The 19,923-nt window shown below is 41.7% G+C and carries 17 protein-coding genes; 4 read left to right on the forward strand and 13 right to left on the reverse strand.

The features are described 5' to 3' along the window. Positions 1-79 precede the first annotated feature (79 nt). Together ACO05G_RS04065 and ACO05G_RS04070 are read right to left on the reverse strand one after the other, a co-directional pair. Positions 80-760, reverse strand: a complete 681-nt coding sequence (locus tag ACO05G_RS04065) for a nitroreductase family protein (protein ID WP_421764804.1) — start codon at positions 758-760, stop codon at positions 80-82. Next, positions 761-2,398 carry a dipeptidyl-peptidase 3 family protein gene (locus ACO05G_RS04070; RefSeq protein WP_421764805.1) on the reverse strand — a complete coding sequence of 546 codons (1,638 nt, stop codon included), beginning with the start codon at positions 2,396-2,398 and terminating at the stop codon, positions 761-763. 120 nt (positions 2,399-2,518) lie between these two features. Between ACO05G_RS04070 and ACO05G_RS04075 the strand changes: the two genes are divergently transcribed. The 4 genes from ACO05G_RS04075 to ACO05G_RS04090 are packed head-to-tail and all read left to right on the forward strand — an operon-like array spanning position 2,519 to position 6,494. Then, positions 2,519-4,150 carry a M28 family metallopeptidase gene (locus ACO05G_RS04075; protein ID WP_348285004.1) on the forward strand — a complete coding sequence of 544 codons (1,632 nt, stop codon included), beginning with the start codon at positions 2,519-2,521 and terminating at the stop codon, positions 4,148-4,150. Between the two features lie 14 nt (positions 4,151-4,164). Next, on the forward strand, positions 4,165-4,737 hold the full coding sequence (locus ACO05G_RS04080) for a RidA family protein (protein ID WP_421764806.1): 573 nt from the start codon (positions 4,165-4,167) through the stop codon (positions 4,735-4,737). Between the two features lie 43 nt (positions 4,738-4,780). After that, positions 4,781-5,401 (forward strand): FISUMP domain-containing protein, encoded by a 621-nt coding sequence (locus tag ACO05G_RS04085; RefSeq protein ID WP_348285006.1) that lies wholly within the window; start codon positions 4,781-4,783, stop codon positions 5,399-5,401. A 13-nt stretch (positions 5,402-5,414) separates the two neighbouring features. After that, a complete protein-coding gene (locus ACO05G_RS04090; RefSeq protein WP_421764807.1) occupies positions 5,415-6,494 on the forward strand; it encodes a BamA/TamA family outer membrane protein in 1,080 nt (359 codons plus the stop codon). Here ACO05G_RS04090 and ACO05G_RS04095 read toward each other — a convergent pair. From ACO05G_RS04095 to ACO05G_RS04145, 11 genes are all read right to left on the reverse strand, one after another. Next, complete coding sequence (locus ACO05G_RS04095; protein WP_421764808.1) at positions 6,491-8,653, reverse strand: B12-binding domain-containing radical SAM protein; 2,163 nt, start codon at positions 8,651-8,653, stop codon at positions 6,491-6,493. The genes ACO05G_RS04090 and ACO05G_RS04095 overlap by 4 nt on opposite strands. Positions 8,654-8,684: 31 nt before the next feature. Then, a complete protein-coding gene (locus ACO05G_RS04100) occupies positions 8,685-10,430 on the reverse strand; it encodes a thiamine pyrophosphate-binding protein (RefSeq protein WP_421764809.1) in 1,746 nt (581 codons plus the stop codon). A gap of 61 nt (positions 10,431-10,491) precedes the next feature. Next, positions 10,492-11,922 carry a pyridoxal phosphate-dependent decarboxylase family protein gene (locus ACO05G_RS04105; RefSeq protein ID WP_421764810.1) on the reverse strand — a complete coding sequence of 477 codons (1,431 nt, stop codon included), beginning with the start codon at positions 11,920-11,922 and terminating at the stop codon, positions 10,492-10,494. 61 nt (positions 11,923-11,983) lie between these two features. Next, positions 11,984-12,760, reverse strand: a complete 777-nt coding sequence (locus ACO05G_RS04110; protein ID WP_421764811.1) for a carboxypeptidase-like regulatory domain-containing protein — start codon at positions 12,758-12,760, stop codon at positions 11,984-11,986. Between the two features lie 104 nt (positions 12,761-12,864). After that, positions 12,865-13,311 (reverse strand): YybH family protein, encoded by a 447-nt coding sequence (locus ACO05G_RS04115; protein ID WP_421764812.1) that lies wholly within the window; start codon positions 13,309-13,311, stop codon positions 12,865-12,867. Between the two features lie 74 nt (positions 13,312-13,385). Beyond that, positions 13,386-13,790, reverse strand: a complete 405-nt coding sequence (locus ACO05G_RS04120) for a gamma-glutamylcyclotransferase family protein (RefSeq protein ID WP_421764813.1) — start codon at positions 13,788-13,790, stop codon at positions 13,386-13,388. Positions 13,791-13,873: 83 nt separating this feature from the next. Next, entirely contained in the window at positions 13,874-15,262 is a 1,389-nt protein-coding gene (locus ACO05G_RS04125; RefSeq protein ID WP_421764814.1) for a M64 family metallopeptidase, read from the reverse strand. Then, a complete protein-coding gene (locus ACO05G_RS04130; protein ID WP_421764815.1) occupies positions 15,259-15,660 on the reverse strand; it encodes a hypothetical protein in 402 nt (133 codons plus the stop codon). Before ACO05G_RS04130 ends, ACO05G_RS04125 begins: the two co-directional genes overlap by 4 nt. A 233-nt stretch (positions 15,661-15,893) precedes the next feature. Beyond that, complete coding sequence (locus ACO05G_RS04135; protein WP_421764816.1) at positions 15,894-17,303, reverse strand: PKD domain-containing protein; 1,410 nt, start codon at positions 17,301-17,303, stop codon at positions 15,894-15,896. A 346-nt stretch (positions 17,304-17,649) separates the two neighbouring features. Further along, on the reverse strand, positions 17,650-18,864 hold the full coding sequence (locus ACO05G_RS04140) for an AAA family ATPase (protein WP_421764817.1): 1,215 nt from the start codon (positions 18,862-18,864) through the stop codon (positions 17,650-17,652). Further along, positions 18,861-19,709: a hypothetical protein gene (locus ACO05G_RS04145; RefSeq protein WP_421764818.1), complete on the reverse strand. Its 849-nt coding sequence runs from the start codon at positions 19,707-19,709 to the stop codon at positions 18,861-18,863. Before ACO05G_RS04145 ends, ACO05G_RS04140 begins: the two co-directional genes overlap by 4 nt. Positions 19,710-19,923: the final 214 nt, after the last annotated feature.

Here is a 19,923-nt window from a genome sequence, read left to right on the forward strand (position 1 = left end):
TGATTAGGGGGATTTCAAAAGTGAAGGTAGGCGGTCACGATTTATCAATTCTGCCAACCTGCTTTAGAATCCTGCCAAATCAATCATAAAATACCGCGACATCTTTCAATGGTTTTCTTTCCAGATCGGGGACGTATACTTCATCCTTTGGATACCCGATAGGGAGGAGCAGGTATGGGCGCTCATTATCCGGCCTATTCAGGATCTTGGTCAGGAAGTTCATTGGAGAGGGTGTGTGCGTTAACGTGACAAGTCCTGCCTTATGAATGGCAGAAATGATCATGCCGCAGGCAATTCCCACAGACTCATTTACGTAGTAGTTGTTATTCTTCTCGCCATCTACCATTTCAAAGACACGTTTGAAAATCACGATCAGCCATGGAGCCTCTTCCAGAAAAGGCTTATTCCAGTCGGTTCCAATGGGTTCCAGGTCTTTGATCCACCGATCACTCATTCGGCCATGGTAACTGTCATACTCTTCTTTTTCTGCAGCCTCTCTAATCGCTTTTTTAATTTCGTGATTAGAAATGGCGCAAAAGGTCCATGGCTGCTTATGAGCACCAGATGGAGCCGTAGATCCGGCCATAATCAGATTTTCAATAAGCTCTTTGCTGACTGGCTTGTCTGAAATATCCCTAACTGTTCGTCGGCTATCCAGCCATTGGTAATAATCCTTGGAGCGTGCCTCAGCTTCTTCTAAACTGTAAACATCTCGTTCGTACGAGACGTGCATGTGCCCGTTAATTTCTTTTTTCTTCATTTATAGTCCTAATACTTCTACTCCTTGTTCAAATACGATATCAATTGGAATGTTCTTTTCAGATAACCTGTCAAGTTCAGATTGCAGAACAGTTCCGATTTTTCCTTTTTCTGCGACTAACTGGGCTACACCTTCGTAATCACCATTACCTTGAAGAGTAAGGATCTTTTCAGAAAGAGCATCCATTGCCTCCCTCATTTTATCAAAATCAACCATGTATGTGCCCGTGCTTTCATCTTTTGCAAAAGCTCCATACTCATTAAAAAAATTGAAACGGATCATGTTTGCTTTTCCATGTGAGCTTGCAGCTCCGAAACGTACGGATCTGAAAATACCAGCCATGAAAGTCACATAATAATCATTCAAATCACCGTCTATTTCACCTTTTTCGTGAAGCTGGGTAATCATATACAGGCCAAGGATATCAGCTTTTCCTTCCTCCAATGCAGATGAATGCTCTTTTAGCGCATTTCTAACCGTTCCCTTTCCATTGATTGTGTTTTTAATGCCCAGTCCGTGAGCCACTTCATGAAACATGGTGTTTCCAAAAAATGCGTCGAATGTAATGTGCTTACGCTGATCAGGATGGATCAACTCGTCGGCAATAGGAACCAAAATGTTATCGAATTTGGCTTGCATTGCGTTTTTAAGCTGTAATCTTCTTGAGCCCTTTGCTAGTTGTACTTCCTCATCATTGGGAAGGTTTATGGCAATGGTTTTAGACCCTGCATTGCAATCCCCGGCATAATAGACAACATCATATGCATTCAGGTCTGCATCCGTTCCCGGTGTTTCTGCTTTGTATTCGTCAGCCACCGGCAACCCTTCCTGAAGTTCGGGTAGAAATGCGGCATACTTTGCTAGTCTATCACTCCAGCTCTTATCTTTTACCAGCACATATGCTTCATGAGCTGCCTTGTAGTTATACAGCTTATCCTCATAATTTTCGATGGGCCCAACAACAAAATCAAGCCCATTGGTTTTCATGTCCATCCACGCCATATCACTGGGTTGATACTCATCATTAAGCAATGCATCTGCTCTGAGGGACAAGTAGTTTTTCAAACCTTCATCTTCCGCAAGGTCAGCACACTGCCTTATCAGGTTGGCAGCTCTTTGTACTTGCTCTCCAAACATCTCATAATATGGAATGGTAATCAAATTTCCTGCTTCGTCTCTACGGATGAATGTATAAAGACTTGATTTTCCTTCAAGGTCCGCCGCTTCAAATTCTTCTTTCGTCATATTCAAAGGGTAGTAGTTGGCACCTTCGGGTTTTGAATCTACTCCGTCCAGGAATGGCTCATTATCTGCCAATCGATCCCATGGACCATAGTTAATGTGAACATATCTTTTGGTTGCAGGATCAGTCAGTGACGCCAACAGCGAATCTTTTTTACCGTAGGCTTCATACCAAAACAACTCATCCATGATTTTGGAAACCTCGATCATAAGCGGGATCATTTGCTTCTCACTTTCACTGAGTTGACTGATGTCGGTTGTAAGCTTTACGTTTTTGTAGGTAGCAACCTTTTTCTGCATAGGGGTAAGTTCTTCGGCAGTATTCTCCTTTTGTTCAGGGGTGGCGCATTGGCTCATCGCCAATCCAATTAGCCCAATAGTTAATATTTTTTTCATGATCATCTTTTTAGTCTGGTTAGGACTTTCGAAGTTAAAAAGATTCTTGATCGGATACATTGAAAAGCGTATCACTTCTTCATTTTTCCTTTAAATTGGCGGCTTAGAAATTACCTAACTATGAAGCAAAATCTATTATTATTTTCGATAGGGATCTGGCTATTTTCGTGTCAGCCGGGCGCAGAAACCGGATCTACTCAAATTTCAGAGGAGTCCATAAAGACCCACATAGAAGTACTTTCGTCTGATGACTTTCAGGGAAGAAAGCCTTTTACCGAAGGAGAAATCAAAACAGTTAACTACCTGGTCGATCGATTTAAACAATATGGATTGGAACCCGGGAATGGTGACTCATATATTCAGGAAGTTCCTTTGGTTGAGCTAACGGCCATGCCCTCAGAAACCATGACGATTGAGGGGAATGGTCAGAAGGTGGAGTTAAAAGTTCTGGAAGATTTTGTGGCTTACACAGAAAAAGTGGTAGAAAAGACCTCTTTAAATTCCTCCGAGCTTGTGTTTGCAGGTTATGGAGTCGTAGCGCCGGAGTACAATTGGAACGATTATGAAGGGCTGGATGTGAAAGGAAAGACCGTAGTTGTTTTGGTGAATGATCCGGGATTTGCTTCCGGAGATTCTACCTTCTTTAAGGGCGAAACCATGACCTACTATGGCAGATGGACCTATAAATATGAGGAAGCTGCACGTCAAGGAGCAGCTGGTTGTCTAATTATTCATGAGACAGTTCCCGCTGGATACGGATGGTCCGTCGTGAGGAACTCCTGGTCAGGAGCAAGTTTGTATCTTGATCAAACCGGAGGCTCGTATCAGCCGGATGTTTTAGGATGGATCACCCGAGATGCGGCGATCAAAATATTCGAAGCATCTAAAGTTGATATGAAAAATTATGCGGTCAAATCAAGAAGTGAAGACTTCAACGCTTTAAGTCTGGGTTTAAGTGCTTCTGTCACAGTTTCTAATGAAATTAATCGGGATAAATCTCAAAATGTGATTGCAAAAATCGCCGGCTCTGAAGCACCGGAAGAATATGTCATATATTCAGCTCATTGGGACCACTTGGGAATTGGCCAGGAAATCGATGGTGATAGTATCTACAATGGTGCACATGACAATGCATCCGGAATTGCGACCATGTTAGGAATTGCTGAAGCCATTGCAAACATGGAAAAGCCTAAGCGGACAGTTGTGTTTTTAGCGGTAACTGCTGAGGAACAAGGACTATTAGGGTCTAAGCATTACGCGCAAAACCCCGTATACCGACCAGCAAAATCGGTAGCTAACATCAATATGGATGGAATTACTGCCTGGGGTCCCATGAAAGACCTAACTGTAGTAGGATACGGGCAATCAGAGCTGGAGGATATCGCTGAGGATATTGCTAAAGGACAAGGGCGTTACATTATTCCGGATCCAGAACCGGGCAAAGGATACTTTTTCCGATCGGATCATTTTCAGTTTGCCAAAGTGGGTATTCCGGCGCTATATGCATCCGGAGGATATGAGCACATGACCAAGGGTGTGGACTATGTGGATAGTTTAAATAAGGTCTACCTGACCTCTCAATACCACAGACCTCAGGATGAATACAATCCTGAAACCTGGACTTTTGATGGGATGAAGCTGGATGGCGAATTATTGATGGAAGTAGGCATGAGAGTGGCGAATTCAGCTGAGTGGCCAACATGGAAAGAAGGATCTGAATTTAAGTCGATCCGGGAAAACAGTATGAAGTAACATAAATAATGATTATGAAAAACCTAATGCTAACACTCGTGATCCTAACGCTCCTATGGAGTTGTGATCACACACACGATCATACCCATGAATCATCCAAAGAACAAGTGGAAGAACTGTACGCCTATGACGTAGAAACGAAGATCTCTGAGATGGGAATAACACTTGCCGAACCTTCCTCACCTGCGGGAAATTATGTGAATGCTGTTCGAACGGGGAACCTTGTATTCATGGCTGGAAAGGGACCAAATCTACCGGAAGGCGGATATGTGACTGGAAAGGTGGGAGAAACACTTACCGTAGAGGAGGGCTATGAGGCGGCTAAGCTTGTCGCATACGCTCAGCTGGCTGCCCTGAAAGCGGAAGTGGGTGATTTAAACAAAGTTGTACGGATAGTCAAAGTCCTTGGAATGGTCAATTGTTCACCTGATTTCGGCAATCAACCGGAGGTAATCAATGGCTTCTCTGATACCATGGTAGAAGTTTTTGGAGATCGTGGTAAGCATGCACGAGCAGCCGTTGGAATGGCCTCTTTGCCCCGTAATATTGCAGTTGAAATCGAAATGATTGTTGAAGTGAGAGACTAGCTTCACAATAATTATTTATCTTAATTACCTAATCGCCAATTGTATGAAAGCTAAAATCCTAATTTCCTGCTGCCTGCTTGTTGTTTTTGCCTTTAAGGTAAGTGGACAAACGAAAGAGCAGAAAAACAAACACTTTTCTCATAAGATGGGGACCTATACAGATCCCAGAGATGGGAAGGTATATCAGACCATCACGTTTATCCGCGAGCAACATGGTGGGACGATAACCCGAACGTGGTTTGCAGAAAATGTCCAGTTCAATGTGCCGGGATCAAAAGCCTATAATAATACCACTGAATATGGAAAAACCTATGGAAGGCTTTACAACTATGAGCAGGCAAATCGTGCCTGTCCGGAGGGCTGGCATGTTCCGACCATTCATGAATGGAAGCACCTGTTTCACTTTTTTGGTGGCTGGCATCATTCAGGTAAATACCTAATTGCTGGGAAAGAAAGCGATATGGACATGCTTTTTGGAGGATTTGGCCAACCAGATGGTACGTTTAAGGGGATTGGAGTGCATGGAAACTGGTGGGACAATGAAATGAAGGATTCAAATTCCGCCGGTATTATCACTTTAAAAAAAGGAGATGAAAATATCTACCATTCCAAAGTTGGAGATAGTCATTACCTCAGCTGCAGATGTGTAAAGTTTCACAATTGATTTTTAGGTCCGTGTGAGAAAACTGCTGGGTGTTTTTCTGATTTTTCCATTCTGTATCCTGGCTCAGGAATCGGATTCGACAGCAAATGAGGGATCTTTTGCCATATTTCCGGCGATCAGCTATGCACCCAATACCAGTCTGCAAATTGGTGCGGTAGGTATATGGGTCCTAAAGGATACGGATAATTCTCAGTCCACCTTTCAAAGACAGTCAACCATTACGCCATACTTTGTCTATACACTAAAGAAGCAGTCGATTGCTGTTGTTAATCTAGACTACTACTTACCGTCAGGACAGAATTTGAATACCTCCATTCGGTATTACAATTTTCCAGATTCCTACTTTGGAATAGGTAATGATACCGACCCGGATATTTCTGAGAAATATACCAATCGTTTCTTTCAGGTTGAAGGACAGTTTTTACACCCAATCAGTGAGAAGCTTTTTGTTGGAGGTGCGTTTGATGCGCATTTTACCTCCATTGAGTCTAAGGTCCCTGAAGGTCTCCTTGAAACAGATGATCCAATTGGTGTAGATGGTGGGAATCTTTTGGGTTTAGGTCCATCTTTCCGGTTTGATACACGTGACTACACGATCTACCCAACCAAAGGATACTTCATCAGCAGTCGCTTGATGTACAATGGGGTAGCTGATTTTGATTATTTCAGCTATTTGCTTGATGTACGCAAATATGTCCCTATCGTCAATGAAGAGAATATTTTAGCCTTTCAGTTCAGGTCTCAGCTAACTTTTGGAGATGAAGTGCCTTTTTATAAACTGCCGGTTTTGGCTGGTGACGAGCGATTACGAGGGATCGCAAATGCGAGTTTGTATCGAGACAGGCAAATGATGTATACCCAAGTGGAGTATCGAAGGCCGTTGTTTTGGCGCTTTGGGATGACGTTGTTCGCAGGTCTTGGCGATGTGGCGCATGAGCTGAATGACTTTACTTTCTCTGAGCTAAAATACATAGCGGGAATTGGAGGACGTCTGGCGGTCATTCCGGAGCGGAAATTGAACATCCGCCTGGATTTAGGTTTTGGAAGAGGGGGTCAGAATGGTATCTATGTGGGAATTAGCGAGGCGTTTTAGATCGTAAAAAGCCCATATTTTCTTAAGGTATTTACCGGCTTGCTAAACCAAAATAATTCGAAATTTTCATGCTGTTTTTCGAATGATTCCTTCAACTCTTTGATGGACTTTGCTGGCTGATCTACTTTCAATTTTTCAAGCTGCTCCAATAGCCATGCACCTTCTACTTGTGGTAAGGTGATGTTGACTGTGTCGCTGTTGCCATGGATCAAAACTTTGATCTTTCCTTTCTTCGAAGACACCATCTCCGGGTACCCTCCAAGCCAAACAACTCTGGCGCTAGATTTAAGTGTAAATCTTTCCTGCTGATCTAGTGCATCCTCAATATACGTGGGGGCAATGGTCGTAGCAGGCATTAGTTCCTCGAACCATTCCTGAACCGGCCAATCAAATCCTACTCCATGCATGTAGTTGTAAAGTGATTTTTTTAATCCAAAGCTGAATATACGGTGATCGATCCCGGTCTTATCTGTGAAGTCCACATCATTATTGGCAAACCCAATATCACTGTGATGAGGAATAACTCCAAAGGCTTCCGGATTTAATCCTACCGGACTGTGGGCAGTCATCGCAAATTGATGCCAGAAACCGGACTGGATAATCCCCAACGCAAAAAGTTGCTTTACCATCTCCAGGCTATCGATGGTCTCCTGTACAGTCTGTGTAGGGTAGCCATACATGAGATAGGCATGGACCATGATTCCTGCCTCGGTGAAGTAATTAGTTACTCTGGCAACCTGATCAACGGTAACACCCTTGTCGATAAGCTTCAAAAGACGATCAGAGGCTACTTCTAATCCGCCGGAAACGGCAATACAACCACTGGCTTTGAGTAGCATACAGAGGTCTTGAGTAAAGCTCTTCTCAAATCGAATGTTGGTCCACCAGGTCACCGACAATTTCCTTTTCAAGATTTCCAGGGCTAGTTCCTTCATCAGCGCAGGCGGGGCAGCTTCATCTACGAAGTGAAATCCGGAGAACCCGGTCTGATCAATCATTTGTTCCATCCGATCAACCAATGTCCTGGCGGCAATCGGTTCGTAAACCTTTATGTAATCAAGTGAGATATCGCAAAAGGTGCATTTGCCCCAATAACAGCCATGTGCCATGGTGAGCTTGTTCCACCGGCCATCACTCCAAAGGCTATGCATGGGATTGGCCACCTCAATCACTGAAATGTAATCATCCAGTAGCAGTCCGGTATAATCAGGGGTACCTGCCTCACTTTGCTTGATGTCCGGCTCTTTTGCATTGTTTATGTAGGACACTTGTCCACCTATTCTGCAAAAGGTACGCTTCAGATATGGATCTTCTTTAGGTTCTCTTATATGCTCGAGGAGGAGTTGCATGGGCCGCTCTCCATCATCCAGCGTGATGAAATCGATGTAGTCAAAGACCCGTGGGTCTTTCAGGTCACGAAGCTCTGTATTTGGGAAGCCACCACCCATCGTGATTTTAATGCGCGGATGGTTTGCTTTCAGGTATTGGGCACATCGAAAGGCACTGTACAGGTTGCCGGGGAATGGAACTGAGAAGCCGACAACTTTTGGTTTGGTGGATTGGATTTTGCTATCCAGTAGCTTGAGTGTGATTGCAACGATGAAAGTTGGCTCAGCATTCAGTTCTTCATTTAACTCATCAAAGGAGTTGGCACTTCTTCCTAATCGCTCCGCATATCGACTAAAGCCAAAATGAGGGTCTACACATTCCACGATAAGATCAGAAAGGTCTTCCAGGTAAAGGGTAGCCAGGTGCTTCGCCTTATCCTGCATGCCCATGTTCCCAAAAGCCCAATCCATTTCTTCCAGTTGACCAAAGCGAGAGGCCTGAGGCAAATATGGATCTGCGCAAATCTGTCGGGCAAGCGCTGGGTTTTTGCCTTGCAAAAAAGCGATGACAGGCTCAATGGTAGTTAGGTAATTTTCTTTAAGTGCGAGGATTCTGGATACATTCTCAGAGGGGGACTCGTAGACTTCAGCTTCTTTGAAAAGGTTGGTCAGTCCATGCTTTGAAAAGAGGTCCAATATCACTTCTATGCCCAGATCTTGCTGTGCTACGCTTATTTCCTGAGTATTGAAAAAACCTTTCAGGTACGCAGTGGCAGGGTAGGGTGTGTTCAGCTGGGTAAATGGGGGCGTGATAAGAAGTAACTCTGCCAATACTTTTTTTGCAAAGATAGAGGGCTAGAGATTATATTTTCTTATCAAAATAGCCGGTTACCTCTTTCTTGATATTCTCCCACTGTTTTTCATCTCCATTAAACGCTTTCACCATTTCTTTTACTTTGGATATACCAAAGTTTTTGGCTTCATGGAAACCAATTTTTGGAGGCAATGCCAGCTCACCGCTATTGACAATGGCGTCAATAATGAATGGTTTCTTTGATTTCTTTGCTTTTTCAATGGTTGAAATTGCATCTCCGGCTTTCGTTACTTTCATACCGTCTCCGCCAACCAGTTTGGCGAATTCCGCAAAGTCAAAGTTCTTAACATCCAATGCGTTGAAGTTAGGAGCCAGACCGGCTTCTTCCATTTCTATTTTCACAAAGCCTAACTCTGAGTTGTTAAATACCAGAATCTTAATCGGTAATTCGTATTCTGCTGCAGTGGATAAATCCTGAAGCGACATATTAAAAGCTCCGTCTCCTACAAGCGCCCATACTTCTCTGTCCGGATACTGAAGTTGTGCTCCGATAGCTGCAGGTAATCCTACCGCCATAGAACCGTGATTGAAAGATCCAATGATTCTTCTATCGGAATGGAAGTCCATAAAGTTGGTTGACCAAATGGCAGAAGTACCCGTATCGATAACGAATATGGCATCATCTGAAGCGATATCACTGATGGCTTTTGCAAACATCTGTGGATGTAGCGGCTCCATGTCATGTGAAGGGTCTGCTTCTTTCGCATTTGATTCTTTCCATTCCTTAAAACTCTTGGTCAGCTTGTTTAGGAAATCACCATCTTCTTTTGGGTCACATTTTTCGGTCAGCGCGGGGATCACACTTTTAATGTCGCCGTGAATTCCGGTAGTTACTGAAACACGATTGCCAATATTCTCCGGACGGATATCTATTTGGATGGTTTTAGTGTTTTCCGGTAAGAAATTGGTGTACGGGAAGTCTGTTCCCAGCATCACCAATACATCACAATCCATTACCGCTTTATATCCTGAAGGGTTTCCAATCAACCCCGTAAGGCCCACCACGTTTTCAGTCGAGTGATCAAAAACATCGGATGCTCTCACGGTATGGGTTATGGGTGCTTTTAATTTTTTAGCAAATTGGAGCACTTCCTCGCGGGCTTCCCTACATCCAGCTCCGGCTAATATTCCGATCGTTTTACCCTCATTGATTAGTTCAGCTGCTTTCGCTATCGATTCATTAGAGGGTACAACTAAGGAGTCTGACCGGAATACTTTGTGTACAAAATCTTTATTCTTAGCAGGCATCAAGGCGATATCTGCAGGTAGTTCTATTCTGCACACACTGTTGTTGTTCAATGCAATACGTATGGCACGGAGAATAACTCTGGGTGCTTCTTCCGGTGAACGAATCACCGCCTGATGGTCACAGACGTCTTCAAATATTTTAGTCAGATCTGCCTCCTGGTGGTAGTTGGTGCCTAAATGTTCTACCGGTACCTGTCCGGTGATCGCCAAGACTGGCGAACGTTCTTTCTTTGCATTGTAGAGACCGTTGATGAGGTGGAGAGCGCCAGGACCTACCGTGCTGGCACAAACGCCGAGCGTTCCTAATTCACCCTGGGCAAAAGCAGCATAGGAGGCATTTCCTTCATGTTTTACTTTGATCCACTTTACATCGTCCTGATCATCCAGCGCAGTGACCAGTGGATTGAGTGCATCACCCGCCACTCCGAAAATGTGTTTTACGCCTTCTGTTTTTAAAATCGCTAAGAGCTGCTCTGAAACGTTCATTGAATTTTTAGATTAGTTGTTGCCTTTATCAACCAATCAATGTCGGATTGTGTTCAAAATGTTAGCTGGATAACTCCTGAACTTTCTCCTGAATAATGTCCAGCAGCAGGTCGATTTTAGACTTGTGTGTACGAAAAACCACGATGGCCACCCGAATCCAGAATTTACCATGAATGGAGGTAGAGGAGAGAAAAATGCGTCCATCATCCTGAATGGACTTGATTAATTTTTCATTGAATGCATTGGCGTCTCCATCAGTGGGAACATATCTGAACATGGTGATCGATAGATCTGGCGGAGGTCCAACCTCAAAACCCTCGATTTGCTGGAGTTGATTTCTGAAATACTGTGCCAGTAAGAGTTTCTCCTCCAAGGCTGCACGAAAAGGCTTCAGTCCAAAGAGCTTAAGCGGTAGCCACATCCTCAATCCTCTAAAATGCTTGGTCAGTTCAGGAGAAACGTCTGCGGCATTTACTTCACTATCAGAGTCTACCAGATCCTGCAAATAATCTGCTGTATACCGATGTGCTTTGTATAGAGAAGTCAAGTCCTTGATTAGCACCGCCCCCGTACCGAAAGGCAGAAATAGACTCTTATGTGGATCCAGCGTGACCGAATCCGCGTGCTCAATACCAGTGGTTCGCTTTCGTATCTCAGGAAGCATTTGAAAGAACCCGCCATAGGCAGCATCTACATGAAACCAAATCTGATACTTTCTGGCAATCTCACTCATTTCCCCAATGGGGTCGATGGTGCCTGTATTAGTGGTTCCTAATGATGCATTGATAAAGAAAGGAATAAGTCCCTTTGATTTATCAGCCTTAATGGTCTGGGCTAGTGATGAAATATCTACTCTTAATTCATCATCAATAGGTAAATAGCGAAGCTGTGCCTCACCCAGTCCTGCAATTCGTAAGGCCTTTTGCAGGGAATGATGTGCCTGATCGGAGAGGTAGACCACCAGCTTATCAAAATCTTTGGCTTTTACTTCTTTGGCTTCACGAGCGGTCACCACCGCAATCAGGTTGGAGATAGATCCACCTGATGTCAAATTACCTGTGGCGGTGGGAGGGAAGCCCATCAGTTCATTCATCCAGCTGATGAGCATGTTTTCCATGCGTGCTGCACCCGGTGCAGGGAAATAGATACCTGCATATTTATTACTTACTGCGGCTAGGTAATCACCCAATGCGGAAGGATATAAACCACCGCCCGGAACATATCCCATATGGCCTCCTGAAGCCGCATTGATGCCGTCTTTTTCTACCTGATTTCGAAGAAATTGAAGTAACTGATCCATGGACTCAGGTTCTTCCGAGAGGGTATCGCGATTTTCTGGTTCAGTGTTTTGGAAAAAGGCCTGTTCATGATCCAGGACGGAGAGAAAATCTGAGGTGTGATCAATCACCTGCTTAGTCAGCTCTTGACGAGTCGTATCGTCTGGTTCCAGCTGGCGAGCGATTTTTTCTAAGGCAGCAATTTTGTCGATCATAGTGATCAAAAATAATGCAGGAAGATGGATCGGTTAATGGGATTCGGATGAGTGGTAAATGCTAGGCTCCCGGTGTATATCTATTATCGTCTGCTTGATCTTTTTCGGACTGAAATTCTTTCAAGAGCACCATCATTCGCTCATTAATATCAAAGAGGGAAGTTTTTGCCAGGTATTTGGGTGTGAACTTGCAAAAGGCAATAAAGTCGGTGAGTTCATCACCTTCCAGCTGGGTCTGTTCCGCAACCCATTGCCGATTAAATTTCTGATAACCGATTCGCTCCAATTCTCTTCGGGCGAGAATCTTCTCCATTTTCTTTTTTTCCTTGCCTGCTTTTGAAAAGCCTCCAAGATCAAAACTCACACCAACGGATGGCGCATGGTAGTCAGGGGGACGCACGTTCTGTTCATTGACCGGAACAGGATAGGCGTCTAAGGGGATGCCTGAGAATCCAAAACTCATGGTTGAATCTACAGGTTCAGTATCTAAGATCAGCTGTTTGAAATGGTGATATTCCGGAAAAATGGATACCTGTACTTCGTCCAGCAAGGTCGCTGCTGGAGGTAGTTTAATGGTTAATTGAGTCTTTTCGGTGATGATTATTTCAGCTGATTCATAACCTATGTACGATATGCGAAGGGTATCGCCCGGCTGTGTGGGTATGCTGAATTTTCCATCAGGATCAGAGATCGCAAATTTTTTACTGGAGAGATTGATGATGTGAGCACCATGCAGCGCTTCGCCGGAAACTGAATCTGTAACCGTACCGGTAGATGCTGTTTGAGCGAATAAACTACCTATTAGTGAAATGCAGCATATGTAGAAAAATACCCTCACAACCCAAAGATGGCGAGCCCCAATGAGAACCACCAAAATTTAAGATTCTTTAACGTATCGTGTGTTAGTGTTATTTGATGGCGAAAACCTACCTGATGAGCGGCCTAATCCCAAACAAATCTCCAGGAGCCGTCTGCCTGTCTTTTCCAGACCGTATGAAAAATACCTTTGTTCTCCTTTTTTAAGCCTTCCGTATCAAAGTAGGTGAAGACATAGTCCCCGTACGTATACGCCATATCTCCTGAACTGCTAACATCCACGAAAGTAGGTTCCCAGGTGAGCGTTTCGTTCGGCTGGCTGTCATTTTCGTACCAAGAGCCAATCTCTTTTTTCCCCTTGATTACTTTTTTACCTCTGCGTATTGCCCCGTTTTCAGCAGCATAAAATTCGAAGGCTTTTGCAAGCCCTTCTTCCTGTGCCATGTCATTGAAGGCTTTTTCCACAGCCATGATTTCAGCTTTCCATTTTTCGGTATCCTTGGCAGTGGTTGTTGGCTGACAGCTGGCAAAAGCAAGCAGTAGCGTCGTGAGGAGGAGTGAGTAATGCTTCATGTCAGAAGTTGGTTGGTCTATTGTCCTGAAGACCTTACTAAGCTAATAAATTTAAGTTTCCCAGGTTCAGACGTTTAGGTCATCTGCTTGATATGCGCTAAATAATGATGAGGGAAGTCAAGCTTTTCGGCAAGCTGAAGGAGTGATTGGGCATAGGCTGTATTGGTGCCGGTCAGTGATGCTGCATGTAGGTTGTAGCAGATGGCAGTAATTGTTTCATCAGCATATGTAACGACCTGGACCTCCTCTGGAATATAGTCCGCGACACTGGGTGCACGATACAGCTTTTGTGCTGCCTCATCGTCCACCGTCATGACCATGCCATAGGACTTTTCACCTGCACAGGGAATCAAAGATGCCCGATTGCCAATTTTCAACGCATAATCATGCAGACAGCCTTTTCGTGGGTTGGAGGGGTTCAATCCATTCGCTTCCAAAATGGAAGTGTCCATAAATAAGCCATAAAAGAAGATGTCCATATTGATGTAGTCTATGTAGTGGCCTAGCAAATGTATGCACTACCAATTACCTGGATAGAATAAGCTGAAGTCGATTAGGAGCGTCAAATTCCCTTGATGATTGGGATAGTTTGTTCGAAAAAAGCTGACTCGAATTTCAAAAAATAAACACCTTGATCGTATTGCGATAAATCAATTTCAGCTTTCTGTTTACCAGAATGTCTATTTTCCAAATATATTGTTTTGATTAATTGTCCGTTCATGTTAATTAAAGATAATTGGATGTTAGAAGGGCGCTGCAGTTCATATTCTATTTTCAATTGATCAGATGTTGGATTGGGAAATACACTAATTACGATGTTTTCCTTATTGATCAATTCAACTGAAGTAATTATATATTTTCCTCTATCTTCTTCTTTGGTACTTTTTGATGACGAAATTCCATTACTAATATTCCAGGTAACTGAGTTGATATAGATTGAGTTCCTTCTGTCATATGTTGTTTCATCATAAACCTTGACTGTCAACACATTATTTTTATCATTTAAATCGGTTTTATTAACCTCAATAGAATCTACGTTCATGGCAATTTGGAGACCATTTAGCAACCAAGAGGTTTGCACTGTATTTGGATTTGGAGTGACAAGGCTAATTTCAAAATCTATCTTGTCGTCAACACTACTAAGGAATTTGGGATTATAGTCATCAATGGAAGATATTGATTGATGAAAGACTCTTATAAACTGTTCACGACACACCGCACAAAACGGACTTCCTAAAAATTGCATTTTGCAATTGCTATGAGGCTTTTTCCAAGAGGAATTTCCAGAGTGTGGCAGAATAGCAATATTCTCATCATTTAACCAGTTTTTCCACCTGATCAAGTTTGGTGATGATTGTTGAGTCATATTATATGTTTCCCTTACGTATTGAGCTCCTGCCCAATATTCATCAGCTAAGCCTGCAAAAGAATGGCCTAACTCGTGAATAGCAATTTCGTTTGATTGGTCATGAGTTGATGCAGTTGCTACCCAACCACCAGAACCACCATATTTAGAAGAGTTAACTAACATAATCACTTGATCATAAGAAGGAAAATGGTTGGCTAGTACCTCAGTTATTCGGCTTTGGTTCGTTGGGACCAATAGCCTTTCTATTCCTGCATAATTGAAAGTGCTACCAAAATAATTATCTATTAAGTTATTGGGGTTATTTGCTGCGCCGCTCTCATTTGACGGTACTGAGATAGTAAATATGTTGAAATAATCAATGTATTCTTTATATGGAGTTGCATTGAATAATTTGTTAGTAAGGGTTTGTGCGTCATCTAGAAACAAGCTCATTTGAGATACTAAATAGCCATCGCCCAGAATGACATAGTTTATCCTATCCACTGAAGGTCCATTGAATAGTAGTGTATCTAATTTATATTCTTGAGCAGGAGAAATGTTGGATGCAAGTAAGACTAATGTCAGAAGCAATAAATATTTCATTTTAATTCAATTAAGCTTAACCTCTTTTTAGCGTCATTCACAGCCACAAAAGTAACTTTCTGAGAAACATTTGCTCTTAAGGTGAGTGCGGCCCGTTTCAAGCTAATTTGTTTGCGTTCAATTGTTCCATCTGGTGAAAATATTTCTTGAGAGGTTTTAAGGGGATTTTTCATAAAAACACGTCCCAAAAGCTGTTTATTCTCATTGAGTAGCTGAAATTCCAATTCTTTATCGCCTGCTTCAGAGGGAAGTACTGATGCTTTGAATGAACCCGACACCCAATAATGTTTGATCAAATCAATACTGAAATTTTCTAAACTGTCTTGTTTAATTTCAAAATTGATAAAAAGGATACCCGACATATCATCATGTTCGGAATCAATTTTAGGAGAAGTCATTTGGCTATTTGTCTTACAACTTAAATTGCTAATTAGAAGGAATAGTAGAATTATTGCTAATCTCATCTTTTGTATATAAGCTGATTAGCATTACAGCCTCAGCGATTAACTATCAATATGAAAGATAATGAAACTGGCTGATAATTATGTAGTTACTGATGTGTGTACGACAAAAAGCAGGGTATCTCAAATGTGCTTTAGGTATTCAAAAACCACCTCTTACCAAATAGTCCTTACTGGACGATATCACGGATGAAATACATCAGCTCCAGGATGTAGTCATCTGAACGTTCTCTGGGCGCTGAATGACTGCCCCCTTCAATGGTATAAAGTTGGCCTTTTAATCCGACCGAATTTACTTTATCTATAATTGATTTTGACCCATAGGTAATAGGAGTGGTCGCTTTACTATCATACGGGACTTCCGTATCAGATGTACCATGTATGGCGTAGATGGGAACGTCTTGATTGGTAACAGGATCTAAGGTGTTGTACATGCCTCCAGCCAGCGAGACTATTCCTGAAACCTCACTGTTAAACCCGGTGTTTCCCTGATTTTCACCTTCCAGGCCTCCAAGCCCGTTAATAATATCCAATTCAGCGGATGAAAGATCACTTTCATCTACGTAAGCATGAAACAACGCGGCAAATGCCCCGGAACCATTTCCTCCAATGAAAATATGTTCAGGGTTTATTCCCAGATTTATGGCCTCCTTTCTTAAATATCTTACTGCCGTGCGGCAGTCTTGCTGGGCATTGACCAATTCTGTGGTGCCATCTTCTGTATCTATGACCCGATAAGCTAATAGTGCGACAATGGCTCCATGGTTCACTAAATTAATGGCAAGAGGTTCCAGTAAGTCCAGGTTTGTTCCTTCAAAGGCCCCTCCGCCCATGATGGCAACTACAGGTCGGTCAGTTCTTGTGTCATCACTGGGCTCATAAACAATCATCTGATGTCCCTCCGGGTCAACTCCATAAACCACGTTGGTTTTCTTGTAAGTGGAAAAGGTAGGCTCACAGTAGATTCCGGTACAGGTTACGCTGATCAGCCGTTCCTCAACGATTGTCTGATCGTCTGAACTATTGTATGAAGTAAGGGTCACTGAATACACTCCCGCCTTGTTGTATGTCACTTCCGGATTTTGCTCAGTAGAGGTTTCTGGATCACCTCCTTCAAAGGTCCAATTCCATTCGGTAGGATCACCTGTTGACTCATCGTTGTACTGGATGCTTTCACCTTCCAAAACGGTAGTAGCACTAAAGCTAAAATCTGCCGTTATCGTTTGGATGATGCTTACATAATCCGCTTTGGTTAAATCATCCTCGGTAGTTTGATTGGATACCGTAAGTGAAACATCGAATGTGCCTACGCTCGGATAAGTAACTGTGGGATTTTGTTCGGTGGAGGTTGCTGGATCACCTCCCTCAAACGTCCAATTCCAGGATACCGGGTTTCCGGTGGACTGATCCGTGTAGGTTATGGATTGGCCAATCTCCGATGAAGTAATACTGGCCGTAAAAGCCGCACTTAATTCAACGGGGGAAGGGCCATCACCTGAACAGCCTATGAAGAACATAAGGATTGCTGACAGGACAAGAGATGAGATTATTCTTGAAGTGAATGAGTAGTCAGGTTTCATAATCAGTGGTGTGATTTGGTGACTGGTTTTGTGCTTTTACAACAAATAAAATGATATTAAAGATAATGAAACTGACAGATAGTTATACAGTTAGCGGATTGCACACTACTTAAAAGATAGGGATCTCAAATGTGCTTTAGCTTATTCAAATACTACCCATTACCCGGATAGAACAAGCTGAAGCCGATCAGGGAAAACAGGAAATCATGGAAGGGGATATGACCTATAAACCCATTCAATAAGGAGGATTATGGAGATGAGTTGGATGAGGAATCGGAGAGGGGATTTTGTCAGGGTTGGGGGTGCCTAGGCTCAGGCAGCTTATTCATATTAGGTAGTCAATTAATTACATTCTTTCCCACTTCTTGGATGATTTTTCAAATAATTCATGCCATCCAAGGCTCTTTGCAATGCTAATTATAAAATAGATAGTTATCGCGCTATGTACTATATAACTAATAGATTCTAAATCACCTGAAAAAAGAAACCTAAATGAATCCAAAACTGACAGGTTATTAAATGGGTTTTTAGTTATAATAGATCCCCAAAGAAATAGAGTATTCAGTATTAACAAAATTGAGTAATAGGAATCTGGGCTAAAATGTTTTCGTAATCTGAGGTTCGCTATTTTCTTTTTATAAGATAGCTCTCTGAATTTTTGACTATAAGAGAACCAACCAAATGCCATTTTTCTTTCATAAAAATTTTTTAAATAAGCTTGATAAGCCACGATTAGTTTCCTGTTAGCTGTATAATATCGAAATGAAATCCAATGAACATAAATAATAGGAATTAGAAGAACATGAATCTTAGGCTCACCTAAGAATCTTATAAATACAGAAAGTACTGCAATAAAAAGAGTCAGGTTTATATTTAAGAAAATGTCATTTCTTTTTTCAAGATGAGTAATGTTATTGGTAACAGATTTATAGTCTTCTAAGTCCAATGTTGAAACATCGTCTGCTGTCCCATTTTTAAACTTGTTGAGAAGAAAGTTTTTACCATTGGAATTTTGAGTGGCTTCAATCAGTTCCCAGTCATTCCTTGAAGTATCTAAGCTAATTATATAAAGGTTGAATCCATTTTTTACTTGCAGTAATTCATACAAATTTGGGCGGATAAAATTGTTGCGGTATGAAATGGCTACTTCAATATATTCGTTAAACTTATTCTTGTCTGAGAGCCGATTCATCCATACTAATTTATCTCTACATTCAATTGAGATGAAGTATATGGAGTCTACCTTATTTTTAACTATATGAAGTAGGAGTCGCCTTCGTTTCGGTTCAGAAAATGGGCCGTCAATGATTATATTATCGGCAGCTCCCTCATCAATTTGATCCGAAAGAAAGTTGAGTGATTTGATTAGTACTTGACCATATTGATCTTTTAGTATTTTTTTTGAAAACTTACTTTTTATTTTCAGTTCAGTTGAATACTCTCGGGTCAAGAAATCATCGACCTGAATAATAGAACAATTTCCTACACTTTTAAATAGAAAATCCGCCATAGTTGATTTGCCAGCACATGGGTAGCCTAAACATACAAATAGTCTCTTCATTCGGAACTCCTTTCTATTGTCATTAGTGCTCTAATAGCAGTTTTGGAAATACTATCCATGTCTTTTAATTCATAGAATCCTGAATAGCGTATTTTATCCATAAGACTCAAAATACTGCTGGCATCACAGAATAAATCATTTAAACCGGTAGAATAATTAATGAACTCAAGTACTTCTTCAGTATACCTGGCTTCATAATTAGAATATCTATATCTAATAAAGTTTCTACAATTGTGAAAAACGGAATACGCTAAAAAATATAGAAAGTAATAACCGACCAAGTCAACCTTCAAAGTATCAAACCTTTCTTTTGAGTGATTATAATAGCTCATTGGAACATAACCTGACCTTATGTATTTAATGCAGTTAGTGAGCCCAAACTTCGAATTTAATAAGTGGTGAGCGTCAACACTATGTGTTATTTTGAAGTTAAATGATCCATTAAAACTTTCATATTTGCTAAAGGATATTAGTGTAGGTAACGAATTTTTATAACGAGATTTTAGGGAAGTTAAATCATCCATTATTATGTGGACCAAAAGGATTTTTGATCCAACCTTCGGTTGAGGTTTAAATGGACCATCTATCAAAAGGGGAAAGATGATCAGTCCTTCTCGAGATGCTTTATTGCATAATAGTTCTAGGTTTTCAACGAACTGTTTTAATTTGAAACGTTGGAAGTGAGTGACTATTAGATATAAATCAAGATCATTTACTTCCAATAGTTTTGGAACTTCTTTATAGCCAAACCTTCCTACAAATGAGGCATACTCAACATTCTTGAGGTTGGATACAATTTTTTGAATCTCTAACTTCAAATTCTCTACTATTGTGATTTCGTCCATCAATAGATTTCAATGCTCTAACATCCAGATAAACAGCACCTACCATTTACCCACCTATCAAATATAAGAATTATCCCTCTTACTGGTATTGTATTAAAAAGTGAAGAATTTGGATAGTAACTGGTTAGCATCGTGATCTTATCCGTCAAATTCCATCAGCGGTTGTGTGCTTCCTGCAACAATTCGTTTTCTTTGTGCATCACTAATTTCAAAT

Origin of the sequence: Ekhidna sp., assembly GCF_965227465.1 — a bacterium.
Lineage (GTDB): Bacteria > Bacteroidota > Bacteroidia > Cytophagales > Cyclobacteriaceae > Ekhidna.

Bases quoted from the DNA above. Each gene is read 5' to 3' on its own strand.
- ACO05G_RS04065 (WP_421764804.1), bottom strand. From the start codon at position 760: ATGAAGAAAAAAGAAATTAACGGGCACATGCACGTCTCGTACGAACGA.
- ACO05G_RS04070 (WP_421764805.1), bottom strand. From the start codon at position 2,398: ATGAAAAAAATATTAACTATTGGGCTAATTGGATTGGCGATGAGCCAA.
- ACO05G_RS04075 (WP_348285004.1), top strand. From the start codon at position 2,519: ATGAAGCAAAATCTATTATTATTTTCGATAGGGATCTGGCTATTTTCG.
- ACO05G_RS04080 (WP_421764806.1), top strand. From the start codon at position 4,165: ATGAAAAACCTAATGCTAACACTCGTGATCCTAACGCTCCTATGGAGT.
- ACO05G_RS04085 (WP_348285006.1), top strand. From the start codon at position 4,781: ATGAAAGCTAAAATCCTAATTTCCTGCTGCCTGCTTGTTGTTTTTGCC.
- ACO05G_RS04100 (WP_421764809.1), bottom strand. From the start codon at position 10,430: ATGAACGTTTCAGAGCAGCTCTTAGCGATTTTAAAAACAGAAGGCGTA.
- ACO05G_RS04105 (WP_421764810.1), bottom strand. From the start codon at position 11,922: ATGATCGACAAAATTGCTGCCTTAGAAAAAATCGCTCGCCAGCTGGAA.
- ACO05G_RS04115 (WP_421764812.1), bottom strand. From the start codon at position 13,311: ATGAAGCATTACTCACTCCTCCTCACGACGCTACTGCTTGCTTTTGCC.
- ACO05G_RS04120 (WP_421764813.1), bottom strand. From the start codon at position 13,790: ATGGACATCTTCTTTTATGGCTTATTTATGGACACTTCCATTTTGGAA.
- ACO05G_RS04125 (WP_421764814.1), bottom strand. From the start codon at position 15,262: ATGAAATATTTATTGCTTCTGACATTAGTCTTACTTGCATCCAACATT.
- ACO05G_RS04130 (WP_421764815.1), bottom strand. From the start codon at position 15,660: ATGACTTCTCCTAAAATTGATTCCGAACATGATGATATGTCGGGTATC.
- ACO05G_RS04135 (WP_421764816.1), bottom strand. From the start codon at position 17,303: ATGAAACCTGACTACTCATTCACTTCAAGAATAATCTCATCTCTTGTC.
- ACO05G_RS04140 (WP_421764817.1), bottom strand. From the start codon at position 18,864: ATGAAGAGACTATTTGTATGTTTAGGCTACCCATGTGCTGGCAAATCA.
- ACO05G_RS04145 (WP_421764818.1), bottom strand. From the start codon at position 19,709: ATGGACGAAATCACAATAGTAGAGAATTTGAAGTTAGAGATTCAAAAA.